Origin of the sequence: Exiguobacterium sp. s64 (assembly GCF_018618035.1) — a bacterium.
Classification (GTDB): Bacteria; Bacillota; Bacilli; order Exiguobacteriales; family Exiguobacteriaceae; genus Exiguobacterium; species Exiguobacterium mexicanum_A.
This window is the reverse complement of sequence record NZ_JACSLH010000006.1, coordinates 54,564-77,363: the sequence shown is the minus strand read 5'-3', so window position 1 is coordinate 77,363 and position 22,800 is coordinate 54,564. Positions and strand designations below refer to the sequence as shown.

The following is a 22,800-nucleotide window of genomic DNA, read 5'->3' as shown; positions in this document are numbered from 1 at the left end:
TGTCGATATCCAATTATCAGGTATAATGGACTTCATATGGAAAATGAAGGGGAATTTTACATGAAACAATCACAATTGGTACATAAGAACGAAAAGCTGTATTTTGGACTGCTCGTCGCGGCCAGCGTGTTGACGGTGGTGTTAGGAATCGTCTTCACAATCGCCTCTCTCGGCATTTTCTTATGGATAATCGGAACGATTTTAGCACTGTCTCTATTCACGCACTGGCTTCAAATCGGATATATTCGCACGAACGGCGTCAAAGTGACAGAGCGTCAATTCGCCGACTTGCATCATACGTATCAGCGTGTCGGGCAAGAGATGGGGATTCGCCTACTCCCGGACGTCTACATTCTTCAAGCCGGGGGCGTCTTGAACGCTTTCGCGACACGTTTCTTCCAAAAGAACATGGTCATCTTGTATTCGGATATCGTCGAGTTGTCACGTGATGGGTACACGAAAGAAGTCGAGTTTGTCATTGCGCATGAACTGGCACACATTCGCCGTAATCACGTTCAAAAACAGTGGGCCATGATGCTCGGCGGCTGGATCCCGTTTTTAGGGTCTGCCTATTCGCGCGCCTGTGAATTTACGTGTGACCGCATGGCCGCCCACTACATTCAAGACCAAGCCGCATCGAAACGTGCCCTCACGATTCTTGCGATCGGTGGGAAGTTGGCAAAAGAAGTGAGCGAGTTTGACTACTTGTACGAAGCGAGCCGTGAGAACGGATTTATCGCCAAGTTGAGCGAGCTGTTATCGACGCATCCGCCGCTCCCGAAACGGATTGCGGCCATCGCGACGAACGCCGGTGAGACGAACGTTCCGGTCTTCAAGACGGCAGGGTATGTCAAAGGGTCGATTATCGGGACGATTGTATTGAGCGTCATTGTCAATGTGGCCATTGTCGCCTGGTTGTTCACGAGCGACGGATTGACTGGCTTCTCAGAAGGGTTCGGCTCGCTTGATGCCATGGCAGAAGAGCCGATTCAAGAACTTGCCTATAACGATGCATCGTACGAAGAGTTCGCGGCATTGCTGGCGGACGGTGCTGACGTCAACACGCAAGACCTGTATGGCGATACGCCGCTCCATAACTTGTTATACGGGGAAGGCGCGGACATCGACACGGTCGAGCTGTTGCTCGAGAGCGGTGCCGACGTGTCCCTTGAGAACGAGGACGGGATGACCCCGGCTGAACTCGCTGCCGACTCCGGTCAACCAACAGGAATCATCGAATTGATTCAATCGTACGAGTGAACAGAGAGGTTTATGGCCATGCGTGTGGCCATAAACCTTTTTAATAACAGCTGTTGCAAACGCTTGCATGGACCGTGATATAATGATAGCGAGGAGGCGATGCGCGGATGAGCATTCGGACGAAGCTGACGGGAATGATCGCCTTGACGATTATCGTTCCCGTCATTTTGGCGACGGTCATTTCCTTTTGGTACGTCAAAGACCGGGAGCGGGAACGGGGGCTTCAGCTCACCGAATGGTCGCTTGAACGTGGGACCCTACAAATGGAGCGATATGTCTCAGACTTGAGCCGCTTGCCGACAAGTCTGTATGCGAATCGGGATGTGCTCGATATTCTCGAGTACGGGCCGGGACTGTCGCTTGAACAGACTGAACTCGAGGTACGACGGGCGCTCCTCGGGATGTACCTATCCCGTGAAGATGTGGCCCAAATCCAACTGCTCATGCTCGAAGATATGGATTCGTTCGCCGCCTATAAAATGAAAGTGTCCCCGCGTTCGAAACGGCAGCCGAGTGAGATTCAGCAACAGTTATTAAAGTATGAAGAGAGCCGCGTCCTGCTCGAGGCCTCGCATCCGCTCGTGCCCTATCATGATTTCGGTCCGCTCGTCTCGGAAGAGCAGGTCGTCACGCTTCATTTCCGACTCGATAAGATTGAGACGGATCAGCCGCTCGCGATTTTGTCGATTGATATTCCAGAGGACATCTTCATCGGGCAACTCGCCTCGCTACAGAACAATCCGAGCGAGAGCCTCTGGTTCGTAGGGGGCGGTAATCAGGTGTTCGCACAACTCGGTGATGGTGAAATCCCGCAAAACGTGTCGACGAACTCGCTGTCGAGCGATGGGAAGCATCATCGCATCGTCAAATCGTTCGAATTTGAGAACCAGACGTTCTACGTCGGGAAATCGATACCGGATCGACTGTTGACCGAACCGGCGTCACGGACGTCGTTCATCATCTTCGTTGTTGGGATGGTGTCGCTCGTATTGGCGTTGATCGGTGCGACCTACGCTTCGATGCGCTTGACGACGCCAATCAAGACGCTCACCTCGAACATTTGGCGAATCGAACAAGGGGATATGACGGTCTCGTTCGATTCCCTCGGAAATGATGAGTTCGGTGTGCTCGGACGGCAATTCAAACGGATGATCGAACGCATTGACGATTTGATTCAACGAGAATATCGTCTAGCGCTCGAAAATCGGACGAATGAACTGAGAGCGCTCCAAGCCCAGACGAACCCACATTTTTTATTCAACGCCTTGCAGTCGATTGGGACGCTCGCGTTGAAAGGGGACGGTAAGACGGTGTACCGTCTGATTACCCAACTCTCGTCGATGATGCGTTACACGATGCATCCGGACGAATCGATGGTGACGCTTAGGCGAGAAGTCGACCACCTCACGTCTTACATTCGGCTGCAGCAAGTCCGGTTCCCGAATCAATTTGAGATCGAGGTCGACGTGCCGGAGACGCTCCTCGACTTGACCGTACCGAAGATGATTTTGCAGCCGCTCGCCGAGAACTTCTTTAAGCATGGATTTGAGCGGGACGGTGCGACAGAAGCGAACCGCTTCTCGGTCCGGATTCACCAAGCAGGGCCAGATCTCGTGATTCGATGTGAGAATAGCGGACGCGATATCTCGGACGAAGAGCTAGCGCTGTTAAAAGAACGGATTGAGAAGTCGACCCAACCTTTGAATGGTGCAGAAGGCACCGGTTTAAAGAACATTCGGGATCGACTCATGTTAAACTATAATCGGGAGGCTCAGTTTATGTTGGCTACACCAGAGACAGGCGGATTTCGTATTGTCATGCGTTTCCCGGCCGTAAAGGAGGCGGATGCGTCATGACGAAAGTATTGATCGTCGATGATGAGTCGCCGGTACGGGAAGCGGTGAAACTGCTCGGGGAGTGGGAACAGCTCGGCGTCACGAAAGTGATCGAGGCGCAGGACGGGGAAGAAGCGAAACGAATCATCGCCAAGGAACGGCCGGCACTGATTATATCGGACCTGCAGATGCCTCGTTGTAACGGCATCGAGCTGATGGAATGGGTTCATAAGGAAGCTGAGGCGACCAAGCTAATCGTATTGACCGGTTATGACGAATATTCGTACATGCGGCGTGCGATTCAGCTCGGTAGTTTTGATTACTTGTTGAAGCCGATCGACCCGGATGTCTTGAACGAGACGCTCGCACGTGCCCTCGCCGACGTCATTCCTGACGAAGACGATCCGATTCTACAGATTGGCGCGTTCATCGAACGCCATTATGCGGAAGAACTCAGCTTACAAGGGATGAGCGAGCGCTTTTACTTGAGCCGCGAATACATATCGCGTCGCTTCAAACAGCAGTACGGCGTCAACTTATCCGAATACTTGCTGTCGATCCGGATGCTCGAGGCGAAACGTCTCCTTGAGACGAGTAGACAACGTATTTATGAAGTCGCCCAAGCGGTCGGCTTTTCGGATGATAAATATTTCCGGAAAGTCTTTAAAAAACAGGTTGGCATCACCCCGAATAAATATCGGGAGCAGTGTCACCGACTATCTTGAAGGAGGAATTTAATCATGAGTGTACACATTGGGGCAGAACCAGGACAAATCGCAGAAACGGTATTGTTACCGGGAGATCCGCTTCGCGCGAAATATATCGCGGAAACGTTCCTTGAGGACGTCGAGTTATATAACGAGGTCCGCGGGATGTATGGCTTCACAGGAACATATAAAGGGAAACGCATTTCGGTTCAAGGGACAGGAATGGGCGTTCCATCGATGTCGATTTACGTGAACGAATTGATCATGTCATACGGCGCGAAAAACTTGATCCGTGTCGGTACGGCCGGTGGGATTCAAGAAGACGTTAAAGTACGTGACGTCGTCATCGCGATGAGCGCATCGAGTGAGATGGGTCAAAACCGTGTGCGCTTCAACGGGATGGACTATGCACCGACAGCGACGTTCGACCTCCTACATCGCGCTTATATGAACGCTGAAAAGGCCGGCATCCCGGTCAAAGTCGGTCAAATCTTCACAGCCGACCAATTCTATCAAGATGATTTCCACCATTTCAAGAAGTGGGCCGACTTCGGTTGCCTCGCCATCGAGATGGAGGCGGCAGGACTCTACACACTCGCTGCGAAACATAAAGTGAACGCGTTGACGATTCTTACGATCTCAGACCACTTGTTGACAGGAGAAGAGACGACATCCGAAGAACGTCAAACGACGTTTGACGAGATGATCCGTGTCGCACTCGATACAGCGGTCGAAGTCACGAACTGATGCAAATGCCCTACAAGCCACTGGTTTGTAGGGCATTTTTGCGTCCGTGCGCCTTCCCGTGTATACAAAGTGAAACCGGCAAGCTAGACTGAAGCTGAAACGAACAGTTCGAAAATCGGGCTGTACCAAGGAGTTGTGACTATGAACAAAGCATCTGCCTTTGTCATTTATAGTATCGTCTTTTTTGCTTTCTTTGATCTTTTTGCCCAGCTTCCAGTCATGAGCACGTTCGCGACATCGGTCGGTGCGACACCGTTCATCGCCGGACTCGTCATTGCCATTTATTCATTGTCGAACACGTTCGGCAACATTTTATCGGGAATCTGGACTGACCGGATCGGTCCGATCGTCATCTTATTCGTCGGTCTCGGGCTATCGAGCCTCAGTCTATTGTCATACCATCTCGTCGACACATCGACGACGCTTCTCATCGTCCGCGTCGTGCACGGGTTCGTCGCCGGCTTGATCGTACCGGCCGCGTTCACGTTGTCTGCCAATTTGACCGCAGCGAACCGTCAAGGGAAGAAAGTGGCATTGACCGGCAGTTTTGTCGGGTTGGCGGCCATCATCGGGCCGGCGTTCAGTGGGATCATGGCGAGTCGAACGACCGTCCCCGTCGTTTTCACATACGTCGCGTTTTATGGGGCGATGGTCGCATTACTCGCACTCATCTTTTTACGTCCGTCGAAACTGTCGCTCGGAACATCGAGCCGTCAAGAGGAAGGGAAATCACGGCTTGAACGTGACGTCGTGAAGGCGTATATCGGTGCCTTCCTTTTAATGTTCTCGCAAGGTGCGATCGCGTTCTTGCTACCACTTTATGTACAGTCGCTCGGCTATGACTCCCGCTTGAGCGGGACACTGCTTAGTACGTTCGGAATCATGGCGGTGCTCGTATTTGTGTTACCGACGAACCGTTTGTTCGATCAAATCGAACCAGCGAAACTTGCGGCACTCGGTGTCGGCATTCTTGGTGTGAGCCAACTGTTGATCGGCCGTGCCGAGACATCTAGTCTCTTATACGGGGTGCTCGCCTTGTACGGTGTCGGTTTCGCGATCTTGTTCCCAGCCATCAACACGATGTTGATCAAAGCCACCAACCATGCCAACCGTGGCAAATCCTACGGATATTTTTATGCCTTCTTCTCGCTCGGGACGGTAACGGGATCGGCTTTTTTAGGCTGGCTTTCCATCACGGTGACGCAAAAATTCACGGTGACCGGAGGCATCTTGCTCGCCGCCGGGTTGGTTCTCGTCATGATGCAACAAGCGAAAAAGCGGAACGTGCCCGTGAGATAAGGCAGACCGAGAGTGTGCGGAGCGAAGGTTCAAAATGGTCGATGGCCAAGAGAAAATGATAAGATGAAGCTAGCGCTATCATCTAAGGGAGGCAGATTTATGCGCGCACCAATCGAACAGTTGACCATCGAAGAGCTCATCCGTAAACAACGTCGCTTCTATCGGACACAAGCGACCAAATCGCTCGCATTCCGTCTCAGTATGCTGACGTTTTTAAAAGAATCGATCAAACATCATGAGGCCGAAATTCTCCAAGCGTTGGAGCAGGATTTGAACAAATCGGAACTCGACGCGTTCACGACGGAAATTGGTTTCGTCTACGATGAGATTACACGGACGACTCGTGAGTTGAAACGTTGGATGCGCCCGAAGCGAGTCCGCGGTGCTTCGATTCATCTCGGGACGAAAAGTGAGGTCATGTATGAACCTTATGGCACGGTACTGATTATCGCTCCATGGAACTACCCGTTTCAATTGGCAATGGCACCGCTCATCGGAGCGATTGCCGCAGGGAACACGGCCGTCGTGAAGCCTTCGGAATTGACACCGAACGTCGCCCAAATAATCACAAAAGTGCTCGAACGGGCGTTCACTGACCGCTACGTCGTCAGCGTCGAAGGAGATAAAGACGTGGCGACGGAACTGCTCGCAAAGAAGTGGGACCATATCTTCTTCACTGGGTCGACACCGGTCGGAAAAATTGTCATGGAGGCGGCGGCGAAACATTTGACGCCGGTCACGCTTGAGCTCGGCGGGAAATCGCCGGCCATCGTCCATGACGATGCCAATATCGAGATTGCGGCGAAACGGATCGCTTGGGGCAAATGGATGAACGCCGGGCAAACGTGCGTCGCTCCAGACTATGTCCTCGTCCATGAATCGAAACGAGAGGTATTCCTCGAAGCCATTAAACGTGAAGCGTTCACGATGTTCGGGAATGGCGTCGGGACGAAGCGGTTCACACGAATCGTCAATGAGACACATTTCGACCGTTTGACCGGATATTTGACGGAAGGCGACGTATTTTTCGGAGGTCAGACCGACCGAGATCAATTGAAGATCGCTCCGACTGTATTGACGGACATCGAAGAAGACGCAAACGTTATGAAGGATGAGATTTTTGGGCCGATTCTACCGGTACTCACGTATCGTCAACTCGATGAAGTGATTGATTTCGTTGCAGCGCGCCCACACCCGCTCGCGCTCTATTTGTTCACTGAGACGAAAGAGGTGGAGCAGAAGGTGATGAAGCATCTCACGTTTGGCGGAGGTTGTGTCAATGATGTCCTTATGCATTTGACGAACCCGAACCTGCCGTTCGGTGGCGTCGGTGAGAGCGGAATGGGCTCGTATCATGGTCGCTACAGCTTTGAGACGTTCAGCCATGCCAAATCGATTTTACGCAATACGACGAAATTTGATTTGCCGGTTCGTTATCCGAACTTCAAAGGAGCCGAGAAGTTGATTCGACTCGTCTACCGATGATTGGATTAGACTGCAGAGAGCCTGCAGTCTTTTTTTTTGTGAACGAAAAAATAAGAAGATTGTTTGAAATGTCACATACTTTTATGAAAATGCCCATTGCCCTCCTGTATAATAAAACCATATATCACGCACGAGGCCAGATTAGGCATGAGACCAGTGGAGGGAGCAGACAACATGACTATGAAATGTGGGACGACCCAACCGAACAGCTTCGTCTTCTCAGAAGAGACGAAACAGCTCTTATTCGAGATGATGACGTTTCAAGAATATTCAAAAGCGAGTATCGTTTGTTGGGAAGGAGAAAAATGCAGTAAGTTCTTTTATTTGAAGAGCGGTGCCGTCAAATTTACGAAACTGACGAAAAAAGGGAGTTCGCTCATCATGTTCATATACGGCGCTGACGACTTCTTTGGAGAGTTCGACATCGACGATGTATTCCCGAGCTCCTACAGTATCGAGACGACCGAGGACAGTGTCATCGGCTGGATTTCAAAACAAGAGATGGACGAGCTCGTGCGTCAAGACGCGCAGCTGGCTACGGAGGTGTTGCGTTGGACTTCGATGATGCGTAAACAGTCCGAGATGAAGTTGCGTGACTTGTTGCTGTATGGGAAGCCAGGGGCGCTCGCCTCGACGTTGCTTCGCATGGCGGCAATGCACGGCGTAGAGGAGACAGAGGGGGTCACAGTTCCGAGACATCCGTCTGACGGCGAACTCGGACAATTGATCGGTGCACCTCGCGAAACGGTCAATCGAATGATGAACCAGTGGCGGAAAGAAGGCGTGTTAACGACGACTCCGACATCGATGGTGTTGCATGACATCGATTTCCTAAAAGAGCTATGTTACTGCGAAGGCTGTCCCGCCGGTATTTGTCGGCTTTGACTTGCCGTTCATAAGCATTGAAAAACGTGCGGCGTCACGACATGAGAACATGAACAGGTGATTGGACCGACTGATGTCGGAGCAATCGCCTTTTTGTATGCCTTTTTTTCAAATGTGAACTTTATGTGTGGAAACTACGCAAATTTGATGTGATTGTCACTTTTGAAGTGACAAATGTCACATATTAATCAGTGCCCCTTTTCATACAATGAAAGTGGAAATCAAAGGGAAAGGGGTCCTTCACGTGGAGAAAAACGATGGACAAGAACCGAACTTAAAAGGCACGTTCACATCGGTCATGATTGTCGCTGGTGTCATCATTGCCATGTGGTCGTCGGTCTTTTACTTATTTGTGACACGATAACGAGCAAGAGGAGGGAAGCACGATGCATATTCATAAACTTGAGAAGTATTGGTTAGTATTCGGCATTATTCTATTAGGCGTCTTTTTGACAGTGCTCGGTATCTCTGCGTTTGCGGCAGGGAATCAGCCGGCTTCGGACGCCGATTTGATCGACCCGGCAAAAGTGCATCAAACTGCACCGTTCGACAAACCAGGGCTTCATAAAATCGGTGACAACGAGTATGAGCTCGTCATGGTCGCCCAAGCGTTCACATTCACACCGGGCAATGTGGAAATCCCAAAAGGGGCGAAAGTCACGTTTCTCGTCACGTCACCGGACGTCGTCCACGGGTTCCAATTGACAGGGACACCGGTCAATATGATGGTCGTGCCAGGTCACATCAACTCGCTCACGTATACGTTCGAAGAAGCAGGCGAATTCTTGATTCTATGTAACGAATACTGTGGAACCGGACATCACATGATGTCGACAAAAATTAAGGTGGTGGACTAAATGAATGACGTAGCCTCAAAATTAAAACAGTGGGAAATGGAACGCGGCGTACCGGTACCAAGTATCGGTGTTAAAGAAGCGCGCCTCGCCTATGCCCATGTCGTCATTTCGGTCCTCGCCGTCTTAATCGGCGGTTTGGCAGGACTCATGCAGACGCTCATCCGAACGGGCGTCATCCCGGAAGTGTTCGGTTATTATCAACTCTTGACCGCGCACGGCATCATGCTCGGTCTCGTCTTCACGACAATGTTCATCATCGGTCTTCTTTACGCGCTCCTCGCTAAGTCGTTCGGACGTTTTGAGTCGTTCCCGACCCGGGTCGCGTGGCTCGGATTTTGGATGATCATCGCCGGTGCCGTGCTCGTCACGATCATGGTGCTCGCCAATAAAGCGACTGTGTTGTATACGTTTTACGCGCCACTCATGGCCGACCCGATCTTCTATATCGGCCTCGTCTTGTTCGTCGTCGGCACATGGTTGTCTGCGTTCGCCATGTTCCGGATGTATGCGGACTACAAACGGGAGAACCCAGGTATTCACCCGCCGCTTCCGGCGTATATGAGTGTCATGACGATGCTATTGTGGGTCATCGCGACGCTCGGTGTGGCCGGAACGATTCTGTTCCAGCTGCTACCGCTCTCGCTCGGATGGAAAGATACGGTCGGGATTGAGTTATCACGGACGTTGTTCTGGTACTTCGGTCACCCCCTCGTCTATTTCTGGCTCATGCCGGCCTATATCGTCTGGTATACGGTCGTGCCGAAAGTCATCGGCGGGAAAATCTTCTCGGATGCGCTCGCCCGGATGGCGTTCCTATTGTTCCTCTTGTTCTCGTTCCCGGTCGGTTTCCACCACCAGTTGACAGAGCCGGGGATTGAGCCGTTCTGGAAGTTCGTTCAAGTCATCTTGACGTTCCTCGTCGTTATCCCGTCGTTTATGACGGCGTTCTCGCTGTTTGCGACGTTCGAGCTGCGTGGTCGCGCACTCGGTGCCCGCGGGTTATTCGGTTGGGTCAAGAAAATGCCATATGGGGATGTCCGTTTCCTCGCGCCGTTCGTCGGCATGTTGTTCTTCATTCCAGCCGGAGCCGGCGGGATCATCAACGCATCGCACCAATTGAACGCGATGGTCCACAACACACTTTGGGTCACAGGTCACTTCCATATCACAGTCGGGACGGCCGTCGCCTTGACGTTCTTCGGAACGGCATATTGGCTCGTACCGGTATTGCGCGGTCGTACACTCACGAAAAAGATGAACCGACTCGGATTGATTCAAACGGGAACGTGGGCGTTTGGGATGTCAATCATGTCTTACGCAATGCATATCTCAGGACTCCAAGGCAACCCGCGTCGGACCGGACCGGCAACGTACTTCTCGGATGCGCTTACGCGCGAATGGATTCCATACCACATCGCCATGGCGATTGGCGGGACGATCCTCTTGATCTCGGTCCTCATCTTCGTTTACTCAATGTTCAACTTGTCGTTCCTCGCGCCGAAAGGGGAGGAAGAATTCCCGCTCGCTGAGACGGAAGAGGCAGCGATGGAGACGCCTCGTTTCTTTGAAAACTGGAAACTATGGATCACCGTCACGTTCGTCTTGATTGCGTTCGCTTATACGGTCCCGATTTGGCACTTGATTGAGAGTGCGCCACCGGGAGCGAAAGGCTGGGTGCTCTGGTAAACTGAAGTCAGCCCTGTAGTTTAGGGCTGACTTTTTTTGTAGGAAGGGGATGAGGGGATGGACACTTTACGGGAAATCATTCGTCGAGAACACGCCAAGTATCCGCAAGGCCGGCCGTTCATCGTCGCCATCGACGGATTGAGCGGAGCTGGGAAGACGACGCTTGTTGATCAACTGCGCGGGACCTCACCGAAGGAAATGATGCTACATATCGATGATTTTATCGTCGAGCGGCATCGGCGTTACGGGACGGGACAATCGGAAGCGATGGAATATTATGCGCTCCAATGGGACGTCGACTTACTTGTCCAGACGTTGTTCGAACCGTTGCGGCAAGGGGAGACAACGCTGACGTTACCATACTATGCGCGCGACCGGGACGAAATCGTCATGCGAACGATCGAGATTGCTCCGAACGCACTTGTCTTGATCGAAGGAATTTTCTTATTGCGGGACGAGTGGCGCCCTTATTTTGACTACGTCGTCTATCTCGACTGTCCGCGGGAGGTCCGGTATGAACGGGTCTTGAATCGGGATACGTATATCGGCGAGTTGTCGGAGCGGATTGCCAAGTACGAGCGCCGGTACTGGCCCGGAGAAGTGCATTATTTGAAGACGGTCAACCCGAAAGCCAAAGCCAATCACATCGTTCAATCCAGTTGACGCATCCATTTATAGGGGATGCGTTTTTGTTTTGGAAAAAACTGTTGACTCCGTTAGTGTACTATGGTGATAATACAGTTAGATAGTGTATTAGTCGCATCATACACTTAGAGAGGTGACAACATGATCATACAATTCAACACGAGAGCCCCGGTCTACATTCAAGTCGTCGATTACTTCAAAAAGAAGATGGCGCTTGGTGAACTGCAGGCGGGCGAAGAGATGCCGTCGCGACGCGAGCTCGCGACCGAACTGAAAATCAATCCGAACACCGTCCAAAAGGCGTTCAAGGAAATGGAGGAACAACAATTGATTACGACCGAACGGAACCGTCCGAGCCGCGTGACGACCGATGACCATGTATTGAAACGCATCCGGACGGAACTCGTCGATGAGGCGGTCGCCGTCTTCGTCGAATCGATTCAAGAACTCGACGTCACGATGGATGAGCTCGTCGATAAAATCAAACGGCAATACGGGGAGGGGAATCTCGATGATCGAAGTATTGGGAGTTAAAAAACGTTACCGGAGAAAACAAGTTATCGAAGACGTGTCGTTCACGGCCCAAAAAGGAGAAATCACGTGCCTGATCGGCTTGAATGGGACCGGGAAGTCGACCATTCTCAAAGGGATCATGGGACTGACGCCGTTCGACCAAGGTACGGTGCTCGTCGACGGCAAACCGCTCGACTTGAATCGTGTCGCGTTCGTACCGGATCATTCGACGTTCCCCATCCATTTCACCATTGAACAGTGCGAGGCGTTCATGCGCGACTTTTATCCAAAGTTCGACCCGAAATTGTTTGCCCGTCTTGTCGATGAGTTCAAGCTGTTCCCCGAGGACAAGTTGAATGAACTCTCAAAAGGGACGCTCGCGAAAGTGAATTTGGCGCTCGGCATCGCCCAAGACCCGGACTATTTATTGCTCGACGAACCGTTCTCGGGCATCGACGTATTCTCGAAAGAACAAATCGTCGAGTTGTTCTCGAGTGACATCATGGAAGACCGCGGCGTCTTGATTACGACGCATGAGATTGAAGACATCGAATATTTGGTCGATAAGGCCGTCATGTTGAACAACGGTCGAATCGTCCGTGAGTTCGACGTCGAGGACGTCCGCTTCATTCATGGGAAGTCGATCGTCGACGTCATGAGAGAGGAGTATGGCGCATGAATCTATTGAAACTACTCGGATGGGAAGTCGAGCGGATGACGAAACCGTATCTCATCTTAATCACATTGCTCGTCGTCACGCAGTTCGCATGGCTCGGTATCTTCTTATGGAGCGAGACGAACATGTATGAAGAGATGCGTCGCACCGGGACACCGGATTATATCTTGACGTTCGCCAATTATCTCGGAGGGACACCGTTCATCTTGTCGATTGGGGTTGCTGTCACGGCGATGGTATTCTTCAGTTTTTGGATTTGGTATCGTGACTTCCAAGGCCGCGGGACGTTCATGATGCGGCTGTTGCTCATGCCGCAACAACGGATGCTCGTCTTCGGAGCGAAGCTCGCGACGATGATGTTGATGGTGCTCGGCCTCTTATCGGTCCAATGGATTGCGCTCAAACTTCAATACATAGCGTTCACCGGCTGGTTCGATTCCCAGATGGTTCCCGTGAGCGGTACGTTCGAACAGGCGATTCGCTTCGATGGGGCGCTCTCCGTCATGTATCCCGCCTCATTCGTCAATTTTCTAATTCATCAAGTGCTGATTGTGCTCGTCATCTTGTTCATCTTTGCGTTCGTGTTGATAGAACGGAGTCTATGGCAACGGACGTTATGGGCGCCGATCCTTGCGCTCGTCATGCTCGGGACGCTGCTTCTCGTTCCTATGTTGGCATTCTATTTTCTAGAAAACCGGTTGTTCATGGACGAGTTGATGCTTGTGATCGGCATCGGGTTAGTGGCATGGATGATAGCGACGATATGGATTGGTCGTCGCTATTTGACGAAGAAACTAAGTGTGTGAGGTGGAACGTATGAAACGAATGTGGAATGTGGCCGCGCTCGGCGCGGTTGTCGTCATTGGCCTCGGGACGTTTGCTGTCGATATGCGGGAGACGAAAGCCGAGTGGGAGTTGGCCGTCACGTCGAATCCGGAGATTTGGGAAGAGCAGACGGTGAGCGTCTATTACCAGACAGAGGAAGGCGGCAATGAACGTTTCGAGTTGACGACCGATGGAAGTCGTGTGACGACCAATTCGAGTTACATCGAACAGGCGTTGGCGTATGACGACGAGGTCGATGCGTCCGTGCGCGGATTTTATCGACAGCTCTCTGGTCTGACGTTCGTGCAGTCGATCCGGACGCCTGACGGCTATATCGGGGTCGGACAGAATGGCAACAAAGAGATTGCAGTGTTCCGTTTTGACGGACAGGACGTGACCAAACACGTTTTCGGGAAAGACGTCAACGGTTCGACGGAAATCATGAATGGCCTTTGGGCGGGTCTGTTTGTCCATGAAGGTGACATACACGTCATCTATCGCAACGGATACGGGACAAAATCAGAAACGAAAATCGCCAGGTTCGATGAAGATGCGAAACAGATCACGATGGAAAGCTTGGAGCTAGGAGACGAGGCGATTTCGACTGTAAGAGGAACTTCCTGGGCATTTCGTCCTTATATGGCGACGATTGCCGCTGACAATCGATTCATCCCGGTTGGCATGACCGAACAGACGACCGTCACCGAAGGAGGAGAATCATATGTTAGCGAGCAGGACAAAATTGGGGTTTACGCATACGATGTGGATACGAAGCAAGTGATTGAATTGACGCCGGACGGAGACATGTGGAATGCGACCGTCTATGAGGATCGATTGATCGCCTTGCAGGAAGACGGGACCGAACTGGTCGTCGATTTGAAGACCGGGAAGCAATCGACGCGTCAAGTCATCGATGGTTCGGTCGGCACGACGTCATACGTCGGTGACCACCTGTATCACGCGCGCCCGACGAAAGACGGGGCCGTCATCGACGTCTATCGAGATGGAAAAGCCGTCTCGAGCGCCACGGTGAAAGCGACGAACGACGAGGCGAAAGCATTGGTGACCAACACAGAATATTACGTGGAATAAAAAATAAGCGAGAGGCGCCCGCCTCTCGCTTATTTTGATGGTTTCGGGATGATAATCCCTTCTTCTAAATCAAGCAACATGTCGATCAGTTCCGCACAGAACTCCGGGAACTGGTCGAGGAACGCACCTGGACCGACCTCGTCGGTGAAATCGATATACAGGTCCGATACGTTACCGGCCATCTTCGCCGGGAGGGCGAGGAACGCCGATCCGAACCGCCAGTTGCCGCGGATATCGAGCAGTTTGCCGAGCATCACATCGCCCGGTTCACGAGCCTCCGGAAGCGTCACTTTGTAGATTTCTTTCGTCTCCCAATCGCGTAAACCGTCCTCGGTCACTTCGAAGACCGAGCAGCGCGGGACCGCCAAGCCCCGAAGCGCGTGATAGAGGGCGGGGGACATCTCGGTTTTGTGATCCGCCAAGTACCGACCATGCGGCGTCATCCCGTCTTCGTCCGTCTCGAAGAAGACGGCCCAATCGATGAACAAGTCGCGGAACAACTCCGCGTCTTTCAAGTGCCACGTGCCTTCCGAGGCGATCTCTTGTATATAGTTCGTCCATTGCGTGCTGCGCGCGAGCGCGGCCTGCTCATACATTTTTTTCAGCTCGGCCAGCAATTCGGACTCTTCTACGAGCAAAGGGAATGGAATTACTTTCCGGTCTTTTTTCATCGGCGTGGTCCTCGTTTATTCACAGGACGCTTGACGACCGGCGGTTTATCCTCGATTCGCTTCTCGATGACGTCGCCACGGTAAATCTCGAGTTCTTTCAATTCAACGCCGAGTTGACGGGCGAACGATTTCAAATGTGTCAAATCCTCATCTGTCACGAGCGAGAGCACGGTCCCGGCCGCATTCCCGCGTGCCGTCCGGCCTGAGCGGTGAATAAAGTCATCGATTGATTCTGGCAAGTCGAAGTGGACGACGTGCGTCACTTCCTCGATATCGAGACCACGGGCTGCGAGGCCAGTCGTGATGAGGAGCGGGTAGTCACCCTTCCGGAACTCACGAAGTGTTTCGACACGTTCGCGCTTTCCTTTCAAGCTGTCGAGCATGCGATAGTTCACTTTCATCTTGTCGAGCTCACCTTTCAACGGTGGCAAGAACGACCGGTTGTTGATGAACGCGAGCGCTTTGACGTTGTCGACGTGAGACAGGCGGCGGAGCAACTCTGGTTTATACCGGCGCGTCGTCAACATGAAGCCATAGGTGACTTGTGCGCTTACCGCCCGCTCGATTTTCACGTGGGCCGGTTCGTTCAAGAATGGGGCAGCCCAAGCTTGAAGCGTGTCTGTGAGTGTCGCCGAGACGAGGGCGATTTGATGTTCATGCGCCGTATGTTTGATGATCCGTTCGGCAGATTCTGTCAAACCGCTATCGATGATTTGATCGGCTTCGTCGAGGACGATTGTATGCGTCTCGTGAAGTTTCAATTTTTTCTTCTCAATGAGTTCGACGAGTCGGCCCGGTGTCCCGACGATCAAATGTGGTTTTTTCTTCAACCGGTCGATTTGACGTTTCAACTCGACGCCACCGATGAACGAAGCGATGCGGACGTCACCTTTCTCGGTGAAGCGTTGCGCGACCGTTTGAATCTGCATGACGAGTTCACGCGTCGGCGCGACGATGACGACTTGGATACGGTCGTTCGACGCATCGATTTTTTCGATGGCGGGTAATAAGTAAGCAAGCGTCTTCCCGGTACCTGTCGGCGCTTCGATCGTGACGTCTTTTCCGTCAAGAAGAAGCGGGAAGGCTTCGGCTTGGACCGGCATTGGTTCAGTAAAGCCAAGGCGATCCCAGGCTTCGTTAATAAATGGTTTTGTAAAGTTCATATCAATTCTCCTTATCGTGGGGCAAAAACAAAGGAAGCTTAAGCGCTCCCTGTCTTAGATATAGCGAACATGTTCAGTATCTTGGTCGAATGAAGAACGGAGTGTCTGTGTGAACGTCTGTCCGTCCTCGATGAGTTTGATGTGAACATCGATTTGGTCAGCCGCCGCCTCGACGCCTTCGACGGTGAAGCCTTGATACACACGATACTGCAATTCTTTCGTCAACCGTTCGTATGAAGCGAGCTCTGGATACGTCGCTGCCACGTCAATCGGGCGCGAGATGAGAGCAACGAGCAAGTTATCGCGGTAGTCGATGAAATCCTCGTTTTCGATGTCGTCGTCAAACCGAATCCAAAAACCTGCGTCTTCAAATTCTGTGATGAATCCGTCACGTTGTTCACCGTTTTCCTCTACTTTAAGAGAGATGCGGTCACCGGTCTTTAAATCGTGAGCGGCTGTCAATAATTCGTACGTCATGGGAAGAACCCCTTCCTCTTCTACAATGTTCTGCCTTCATTGTGTCCGATATAAGGCAAAAATTCAAGTTCTATCCCCGAGGTGTGAGGTACATCACTACGAAAACTGTATAAATCGTCACATCCCATCTGAAATGATACAGAAATGAGTTGAATCGTGCCGTAACAAGACTTATCTGTTTCAGAAAGAAGGGTGTTTGCATTATAACAGTATTTAAAGCGCTTACAAAAACGGCTTTATGCCAACGTTCATGAGATTGTTACAACTTTCACAAGAATGTAAAACAAAATGTTCACGTTTTCACGTACACTCAACTTATAGAAAGCACGCAGTTATCTCAACTATGAGGAGTGACCCACAATGGCAACCGAAATTAAATCAGCCTGGTCAGGATTTGTACCTGGGCAGTGGACGAACGAAGTGAACGTCGGTGAGTTTATCCGTTTGAACCGACACGAATACACAGGGGACGATCGTTTCCTCGTCGGACCGACCGATGCGACGAACCGTCTTTGGGCACAAGTGATGGAATTGACGAAAGAAGAGCGGGAACGCGGTGGTGTTTGGGCGGTCGATCAAAACAACCCATCGACCATCGTCTCGCACGGACCGGGATACTTAAACAAAGAGCTCGAGAAAGTGGTCGGCGTTCAAACGGACGAGCCGTTCAAACGTTCGATTCATCCAAACGGCGGGATCCGGATGGTCGACGCTGCCCTTGAGTCATACGGTTTCGAGCCGAACCCTGAAATCACAAAGATTTATTCGGAAATTCGCAAAACGCATAACCAAGGTGTCTTCGATGCGTATACACCTGAGATGCGGGCGGCGCGGAAGTCAGGGATCATCACAGGTCTTCCTGACGCTTACGGCCGAGGACGGATTATCGGCGACTACCGTCGTGTTGCCTTGTACGGGTTAGATTTCTTGATTGCAGAACGTAAAAAAGACTTGGCGAACCGTGGCGGTTTCTTATCAGAGTCAGATATTCGGACACGGGAAGAAATGTCTGAGCAGCTCCGGGCCCTCCAAGAGTTGAAACAACTCGGTGCGGCGTACGGGTTTGACCTCGGCCGTCCGGCGGAAAATACACAAGAGGCGTACCAATGGGTATACCTTGCATATCTCGCAGCCGTCAAAGAACAGAACGGCGCCGCGATGTCACTTGGACGTGTCTCGACATTCCTCGATGTTTACGCAGAACGTGATATCGAAGCAGGTCGTTTGACCGAGTCAGACGTTCAAGAAATCGTCGACCACTTCATCATGAAGCTCCGGATCGTCAAATTCTTGCGCACGCCTGACTACAACGAATTGTTCTCGGGTGACCCAACGTGGGTGACCGAGTCAATCGGTGGGATGAGTGAGGATGGTCGCTCGAACGTGACGAAGAGCTCATTCCGCTTCTTGCATTCACTCTCAAACCTCGGGCCAGCACCAGAACCGAACTTGACGGTGCTTTGGTCGACGAAATTGCCAGAAGGATTTAAACAATATTGCGCGAAGATGTCGATTGAGACGTCCGCCATCCAATATGAGAACGACGACCTCATGCTTCCAGAGTTTGGCGACGACTACGGCATCGCCTGCTGTGTGTCACCGATGAAGATCGGGAAACAGATGCAGTTCTTCGGTGCCCGCGCCAACATGGCAAAAGCACTCCTTTACAGCATGAACGGAGGCCGCGATGAGAAGAGCGGCGACCAAATCGCACCGGTTTGGGAGATGAACACCGAAGACGTGCTCACGTACGACAAAGTGTATGCCGACTTCGATCGGACGCTCGATTGGCTCGCCGAGCTCTACGTCAACACGCTCAACGTCATCCACTTCATGCACGATAAATATGCGTACGAACGGATCGAGATGGCACTTCATGACCCAGAAATCCTACGGACGATGGCATGCGGAATCGCCGGTCTCTCGGTCACAGCAGATAGTCTGTCAGCCATCAAATATGCGACCGTGAAACCGGTCCGAAACGAGCAAGGCATTGCTGTCGACTTCGAGACAGAAGGCGACTTCCCTAAATTCGGAAACAACGATGAACGTGTCGATTCAATCGCCGTCGAACTCGTTGAGTCGTTCATGGAAAAAGTGCGTAAGCATAAAACATACCGCGACGCGCTCCATACGCAATCGGTCTTGACGATCACATCAAACGTCGTCTACGGCAAGAAAACAGGGAACACACCGGACGGACGCCGTGCCGGCGAACCGTTCGCCCCAGGTGCGAACCCAATGCATGGTCGCGATACGAAAGGTGCTGCCGCTTCGCTCTCATCTGTCGCGAAGCTCCCGTTCGAGCACGCGCAAGACGGAATCTCATACACGTTCTCAATCGTACCGAAAGCGCTCGGCAAAGAAGAAGTGGCCCGCGAACTCAACTTGGCGGCACTCCTTGACGGTTACATGGGTGGCGAGCATAAAGGACATCACTTGAACGTCAACGTCTTCAACCGTGAGACGTTGCTCGATGCGATGGAGCATCCGGAAGAATATCCACAGCTCACGATCCGTGTCTCTGGATACGCCGTCAACTTCATCAAGTTGACACGCGAGCAACAAATCGACGTCATCAACCGGACGTTCCACGGTTCATTGTAAGTAATCAAGGCTTGGCGGCCTTCTTCTGAAGGCCGCTCATTCGTTAGGAGGTCATTTCGATGACAATGGGATATGTACACTCGGTCGAATCGTTTGGAACCGTTGACGGCCCGGGAATTCGTTTTATCGTCTTTTTACAAGGTTGTGCGCTTCGTTGCTTGTATTGCCACAACGCTGACACGTGGGATTTCAAAAAGAATAACCATCGTTCGGCCGAGGACGTCATTCAAGAAGCGCTCAGCTATCGTCCGTTCATGGAAGCATCAAAAGGCGGTATCACGATTTCAGGGGGCGACCCGCTCGCGCAGCCAGAGTTTTTAGAAGCGCTCTTGCGTGAAGCGAAGAAACACGGGCTCCACACGACACTCGACACGTCGGGTGCACTTCGTCCCCCTAACCTGGACGCCATCTTAGATCATACGGATCTCGTCTTACTCGATATCAAACATATCGACGATGACATGTGTAAGAAACTGACGGGACGGAGCAACGTCAACACGCTCGCGCTTGCTGAACATTTATCCGAGCGCGGAACGAAAATGTGGATTCGCCACGTCCTCGTCCCAGAATGGACACTTGATGAAGGAGCGCTCCGCCGCACGGCCGCGTTCATTCAAAAGCTCGACCACGTCGAGAAAGTCGAAATTTTGCCGTACCATGAGATGGGTGTCTATAAATGGGAGGCACTCGGTCTCGACTATCCGCTCAAAGGGATTAAACCCCCGACGACGGAAGAAGTCGAATGGGCGGAAGGGATCTTACAAGGAACCGTTTAAAAAACTGCGCAGACCGTCATGGTCTGCGCAGTTTTTAGATTACAAATGTTTTTGACTGACGTGCTGACGGATGGCGGCCTCATCGAGTGGGCGCTTGGCGACGCCGGTCTCGACGGCGGCTTTGGCAACCGCGACCGCCACGGCCGGTGCGATTCGTTCATCGAATGGGCTTGGGATGACGACACCGTTCGCCAAATCTTCTTCGGTCAATAAATCGGCAATCGCGTGGACCGCCGCTTCCTTCATCTCTTCGTTGATCTCGGTGGCGCGAACGTCAAGCGCCCCGCGGAAAATACCAGGGAAGGCGAGGACGTTGTTCACTTGGTTGGCGAAGTCGGAACGACCGGTCGCGACGACACGCGCCCCGGCTTTTGTCGCGAGGTCCGGCATGATCTCCGGAATCGGGTTCGCGAGTGCGAAGATGACCGGGTCGACAGCCATCGAACGAACCATCTCTTCGGTGACGGCACCGGCCGCCGAGACGCCGATGAAGACATCGGCACCTTGAAGCACATCGGCGAGCGTCCCTTCATGTTGCTTCCGGTTTGTCGCTTTGGCGATTTGATCTTTGAACGGGTTCATCCCTTCGACGCGTCCTTCGTAAATTGCGCCTTTCGTGTCACAGATGACGAGGTCTTCGACGCCGAAACGCTTCAACAGTTTCGCGATGGCGATGCCGGCAGCCCCGGCACCGTTCATGACGACCCGAAGTTCAGGCATCGTCTTGTCGACGAGTCGCAGTGCGTTGACGAGACCTGCTAGGACAACGATGGCCGTCCCGTGTTGGTCGTCATGGAAGACGGGAATCGGGAGCGTCTGTTTCAGGCGCGCCTCGATCTCGAAACATTCGGGCGCCTTGATGTCTTCTAAGTTAACGGCACCGAATGTCGGCGCAAGTAATTCGACCGTCCGGACGATCTCGTCGACGTTATGCGTGTCGAGACAGATGGGGAACGCATCGACCCCGGCAAAGCTTTTGAACAAGACGGCTTTCCCTTCCATGACCGGGAGCGCGGCCTCTGGACCGATATTGCCGAGGCCGAGGACGGCACTTCCGTCCGAGACGACGGCGACCGTGTTGGCACGGAGGGTATAATCGTAAGACAATTCTTTATCTTCAGCGATGCGACGGGACGGTTCGGCGACACCCGGTGAGTAGGCGAGGCTGAGCGCTTCTTTCGTGTCGACGTCGACTTTCGGTGTCGTTTCCAATTTCCCGTGGTGCATGGCGTGCATCTCAAGTGCGCGTTCGTTCAATGTTTTCATAAGTCTCTCCCTGTGTGCTAGCGATTTTCATCTGTGCGAATACGAATCCATTGTAGCGGAGAAACCGCTTTCTTTCGAGGGTTTTGCCTGCATTTATGCGAACTATTTCTGAACGATTGTTCACAAATGTCGGATTGGTGATAAGACTTGGTGCTAGGGCAGGAAGGTCGAAAAAGGAGCCACAGTTTTTCTGTGACTCCTCTCTTAGATTAAGCTTTCGTTTTTCGTTTCTTCTTCTCAGCGAGACGTGCCGCCTCTGTTTGCCGTTTTTCCGCGTAGCGGAGCTCGCGCTCGAGCTTGACGAAGCTCTGACAGCGTTTCGCATCGAGTATACCGTTTTTGATGGCGGATCGGACGGCACAGCCCGGTTCGGTGCTGTGCGAACAGTCCCGGAACCGACACGTCTCGGCGAGTGCCTCGATATCCCGAAACGTGTCGTCGAGGTGATCGGCCCCGTCCCAAAGTCCGAACTCACGCATGCCCGGGGTGTCGATGACGAACAAATTGTCAATCCGGAACAGTTCACGATGTGTCGTCGTGTGCTTGCCGCGTTCATCGCTCTCGCGTACGGCTTGTGTCTCGGCGACGGTCTCACCGGCAAGCGCGTTCGTCAGTGACGATTTCCCGACGCCGGACGAACCGACGAGTACGATCGTGCTTTCGCTTGGCAGTGCGGCTCGCAACGCCTCGACGCCGTCGCCTGTGAGTGAACTGACAGGGAAGACATCGACCCCCGGAACCGTCAAAGCGAGCTCATCGACGAGCGCCTCGGCGTTGTCGACTTGGTCCGATTTCGTCAAGATGATGAGCGGTGTGGCTCCGGTTTCCCACGCGGCGAGCGAATAGCGCTCGAGCCGGCGCAGGTTGAAATCATGCCCGCACGCCATCGTGATCAAGATAAAATCGACGTTCGCGCAGATCAATTGTTCGCGCGTCTCGTTGCCGGCAGCTGCCCGTGACAGGACAGTGCGCCGCTCAAGGAGACGTCGAATCACGCCTTGACCATGCTCACGAACGGTGAACTCGACGAAGTCGCCGATGACCGGATAGTCGCGCTCACTTTCGGCCTCATGTCGGAATTTCCCGGTGACACTGCACGTATAGTTCGCACTTTCAGTCGTGATGGTATACATATGTTGGAACTGTGCCGTGACACGTCCCGTTGTCGTTGTTTGATTCAAATAGAATCCTCCTTTTAGTTGTGGAGGACAGTCTCCCTCCTGTTGGCTGACAAAGTGTGTACTGCGAATTGTACGGTGCTCATAAAACATCATCCTTTCTGTTGTTCGATGCATCTAGTATAGCACACGATTTGAGAACGCTATCAT

At 52.4% G+C, this 22,800-nt stretch carries 22 protein-coding genes; 17 read left to right on the top strand and 5 right to left on the bottom strand.

Features of this window, described 5'->3' with window-relative positions; all coding sequences use genetic code 11:
• Nucleotides 1–60: 60 nt before the first annotated feature.
• From KNP64_RS10235 to KNP64_RS10165, 15 genes are all read left to right on the top strand, one after another.
• Entirely contained in the window at nt 61–1,260 is a 1,200-nt protein-coding gene (locus KNP64_RS10235; protein WP_214764224.1) for a M48 family metallopeptidase, read from the top strand.
• 107 nt (nt 1,261–1,367) lie between these two features.
• Complete coding sequence (locus KNP64_RS10230) at nt 1,368–3,116, top strand: sensor histidine kinase (protein WP_214793192.1); 1,749 nt, start codon at nt 1,368–1,370, stop codon at nt 3,114–3,116.
• On the top strand, nt 3,113–3,820 hold the full coding sequence (locus tag KNP64_RS10225; RefSeq protein WP_214793195.1) for a response regulator transcription factor: 708 nt from the start codon (nt 3,113–3,115) through the stop codon (nt 3,818–3,820). The genes KNP64_RS10230 and KNP64_RS10225 overlap by 4 nt, the downstream gene beginning before the upstream one ends.
• A gap of 15 nt (nt 3,821–3,835) precedes the next feature.
• Nucleotides 3,836–4,549, top strand: a complete 714-nt coding sequence (gene deoD, locus KNP64_RS10220) for a purine-nucleoside phosphorylase (protein ID WP_034781140.1) — start codon at nt 3,836–3,838, stop codon at nt 4,547–4,549.
• 141 nt (nt 4,550–4,690) lie between these two features.
• Nucleotides 4,691–5,848 (top strand): MFS transporter, encoded by a 1,158-nt coding sequence (locus KNP64_RS10215; RefSeq protein WP_214793198.1) that lies wholly within the window; start codon nt 4,691–4,693, stop codon nt 5,846–5,848.
• 99 nt (nt 5,849–5,947) lie between these two features.
• Entirely contained in the window at nt 5,948–7,333 is a 1,386-nt protein-coding gene (locus tag KNP64_RS10210) for an aldehyde dehydrogenase (RefSeq protein ID WP_214793201.1), read from the top strand.
• Between the two features lie 174 nt (nt 7,334–7,507).
• Nucleotides 7,508–8,218, top strand: a complete 711-nt coding sequence (locus KNP64_RS10205; RefSeq protein WP_214764219.1) for a Crp/Fnr family transcriptional regulator — start codon at nt 7,508–7,510, stop codon at nt 8,216–8,218.
• 244 nt (nt 8,219–8,462) lie between these two features.
• Nucleotides 8,463–8,582 carry a cytochrome c oxidase subunit 2A gene (locus tag KNP64_RS10200; RefSeq protein WP_232819585.1) on the top strand — a complete coding sequence of 40 codons (120 nt, stop codon included), beginning with the start codon at nt 8,463–8,465 and terminating at the stop codon, nt 8,580–8,582.
• 22 nt (nt 8,583–8,604) lie between these two features.
• Complete coding sequence (locus KNP64_RS10195) at nt 8,605–9,075, top strand: cytochrome c oxidase subunit II (RefSeq protein ID WP_034781134.1); 471 nt, start codon at nt 8,605–8,607, stop codon at nt 9,073–9,075.
• On the top strand, nt 9,076–10,761 hold the full coding sequence (locus KNP64_RS10190) for a b(o/a)3-type cytochrome-c oxidase subunit 1 (protein ID WP_034781132.1): 1,686 nt from the start codon (nt 9,076–9,078) through the stop codon (nt 10,759–10,761).
• 57 nt (nt 10,762–10,818) lie between these two features.
• Nucleotides 10,819–11,424, top strand: coding sequence for a kinase (locus KNP64_RS10185; RefSeq protein ID WP_138859946.1), 606 nt, complete (start codon nt 10,819–10,821; stop codon nt 11,422–11,424).
• 123 nt (nt 11,425–11,547) lie between these two features.
• Nucleotides 11,548–11,940, top strand: coding sequence for a GntR family transcriptional regulator (locus tag KNP64_RS10180; protein WP_214793204.1), 393 nt, complete (start codon nt 11,548–11,550; stop codon nt 11,938–11,940).
• Nucleotides 11,918–12,598, top strand: a complete 681-nt coding sequence (locus tag KNP64_RS10175; RefSeq protein ID WP_214793207.1) for an ABC transporter ATP-binding protein — start codon at nt 11,918–11,920, stop codon at nt 12,596–12,598. The genes KNP64_RS10180 and KNP64_RS10175 overlap by 23 nt, the downstream gene beginning before the upstream one ends.
• A complete protein-coding gene (locus KNP64_RS10170) occupies nt 12,595–13,401 on the top strand; it encodes a hypothetical protein (RefSeq protein WP_214793210.1) in 807 nt (268 codons plus the stop codon). The genes KNP64_RS10175 and KNP64_RS10170 overlap by 4 nt, the downstream gene beginning before the upstream one ends.
• 10 nt (nt 13,402–13,411) lie before the next feature.
• A complete protein-coding gene (locus KNP64_RS10165; RefSeq protein WP_214793213.1) occupies nt 13,412–14,512 on the top strand; it encodes a hypothetical protein in 1,101 nt (366 codons plus the stop codon).
• A gap of 29 nt (nt 14,513–14,541) precedes the next feature.
• On the opposite strand, the gene KNP64_RS10160 is transcribed toward KNP64_RS10165, so the two are convergent.
• Genes KNP64_RS10160 through KNP64_RS10150 form a run of 3 tightly spaced genes read right to left on the bottom strand, consistent with a single transcriptional unit; the run spans nt 14,542 to nt 16,823 of the window.
• Entirely contained in the window at nt 14,542–15,183 is a 642-nt protein-coding gene (locus tag KNP64_RS10160) for a hypothetical protein (protein WP_138859941.1), read from the bottom strand.
• Nucleotides 15,180–16,346: a DEAD/DEAH box helicase gene (locus KNP64_RS10155; protein ID WP_214793216.1), complete on the bottom strand. Its 1,167-nt coding sequence runs from the start codon at nt 16,344–16,346 to the stop codon at nt 15,180–15,182. Before KNP64_RS10155 ends, KNP64_RS10160 begins: the two co-directional genes overlap by 4 nt.
• A gap of 54 nt (nt 16,347–16,400) precedes the next feature.
• A complete protein-coding gene (locus KNP64_RS10150; protein ID WP_214754245.1) occupies nt 16,401–16,823 on the bottom strand; it encodes a hypothetical protein in 423 nt (140 codons plus the stop codon).
• Nucleotides 16,824–17,183: 360 nt separating this feature from the next.
• Here KNP64_RS10150 and pflB point away from each other — a divergent pair, with 360 nt between their 5' ends.
• Together pflB and pflA are read left to right on the top strand one after the other, a co-directional pair.
• Nucleotides 17,184–19,430 (top strand): formate C-acetyltransferase, encoded by a 2,247-nt coding sequence (pflB, locus tag KNP64_RS10145; RefSeq protein WP_214793219.1) that lies wholly within the window; start codon nt 17,184–17,186, stop codon nt 19,428–19,430.
• 59 nt (nt 19,431–19,489) lie between these two features.
• Entirely contained in the window at nt 19,490–20,206 is a 717-nt protein-coding gene (gene pflA, locus KNP64_RS10140) for a pyruvate formate-lyase-activating protein (RefSeq protein ID WP_021067805.1), read from the top strand.
• Between the two features lie 39 nt (nt 20,207–20,245).
• On the opposite strand, the gene KNP64_RS10135 is transcribed toward pflA, so the two are convergent.
• Both KNP64_RS10135 and rsgA read right to left on the bottom strand, forming a co-directional pair.
• On the bottom strand, nt 20,246–21,472 hold the full coding sequence (locus KNP64_RS10135) for an NAD(P)-dependent malic enzyme (RefSeq protein ID WP_214789138.1): 1,227 nt from the start codon (nt 21,470–21,472) through the stop codon (nt 20,246–20,248).
• Nucleotides 21,473–21,681: 209 nt separating this feature from the next.
• Nucleotides 21,682–22,653: a ribosome small subunit-dependent GTPase A gene (gene rsgA / locus KNP64_RS10130; RefSeq protein ID WP_214793222.1), complete on the bottom strand. Its 972-nt coding sequence runs from the start codon at nt 22,651–22,653 to the stop codon at nt 21,682–21,684.
• Between the last annotated feature and the right edge of the window lie 147 nt (nt 22,654–22,800).

Coding starts and splice junctions, on each gene's coding strand:
- KNP64_RS10235 (WP_214764224.1), top strand. CDS start 61: ATGAAACAATCACAATTGGTACATAAGAACGAAAAGCTGTATTTTGGA.
- KNP64_RS10230 (WP_214793192.1), top strand. CDS start 1,368: ATGAGCATTCGGACGAAGCTGACGGGAATGATCGCCTTGACGATTATC.
- KNP64_RS10225 (WP_214793195.1), top strand. CDS start 3,113: ATGACGAAAGTATTGATCGTCGATGATGAGTCGCCGGTACGGGAAGCG.
- deoD (WP_034781140.1), top strand. CDS start 3,836: ATGAGTGTACACATTGGGGCAGAACCAGGACAAATCGCAGAAACGGTA.
- KNP64_RS10215 (WP_214793198.1), top strand. CDS start 4,691: ATGAACAAAGCATCTGCCTTTGTCATTTATAGTATCGTCTTTTTTGCT.
- KNP64_RS10210 (WP_214793201.1), top strand. CDS start 5,948: ATGCGCGCACCAATCGAACAGTTGACCATCGAAGAGCTCATCCGTAAA.
- KNP64_RS10205 (WP_214764219.1), top strand. CDS start 7,508: ATGACTATGAAATGTGGGACGACCCAACCGAACAGCTTCGTCTTCTCA.
- KNP64_RS10195 (WP_034781134.1), top strand. CDS start 8,605: ATGCATATTCATAAACTTGAGAAGTATTGGTTAGTATTCGGCATTATT.
- KNP64_RS10190 (WP_034781132.1), top strand. CDS start 9,076: ATGAATGACGTAGCCTCAAAATTAAAACAGTGGGAAATGGAACGCGGC.
- KNP64_RS10185 (WP_138859946.1), top strand. CDS start 10,819: ATGGACACTTTACGGGAAATCATTCGTCGAGAACACGCCAAGTATCCG.
- KNP64_RS10180 (WP_214793204.1), top strand. CDS start 11,548: ATGATCATACAATTCAACACGAGAGCCCCGGTCTACATTCAAGTCGTC.
- KNP64_RS10175 (WP_214793207.1), top strand. CDS start 11,918: ATGATCGAAGTATTGGGAGTTAAAAAACGTTACCGGAGAAAACAAGTT.
- KNP64_RS10170 (WP_214793210.1), top strand. CDS start 12,595: ATGAATCTATTGAAACTACTCGGATGGGAAGTCGAGCGGATGACGAAA.
- KNP64_RS10165 (WP_214793213.1), top strand. CDS start 13,412: ATGAAACGAATGTGGAATGTGGCCGCGCTCGGCGCGGTTGTCGTCATT.
- KNP64_RS10160 (WP_138859941.1), bottom strand. CDS start 15,183: ATGAAAAAAGACCGGAAAGTAATTCCATTCCCTTTGCTCGTAGAAGAG.
- KNP64_RS10155 (WP_214793216.1), bottom strand. CDS start 16,346: ATGAACTTTACAAAACCATTTATTAACGAAGCCTGGGATCGCCTTGGC.
- KNP64_RS10150 (WP_214754245.1), bottom strand. CDS start 16,823: ATGACGTACGAATTATTGACAGCCGCTCACGATTTAAAGACCGGTGAC.
- pflB (WP_214793219.1), top strand. CDS start 17,184: ATGGCAACCGAAATTAAATCAGCCTGGTCAGGATTTGTACCTGGGCAG.
- pflA (WP_021067805.1), top strand. CDS start 19,490: ATGACAATGGGATATGTACACTCGGTCGAATCGTTTGGAACCGTTGAC.
- KNP64_RS10135 (WP_214789138.1), bottom strand. CDS start 21,472: ATGAAAACATTGAACGAACGCGCACTTGAGATGCACGCCATGCACCAC.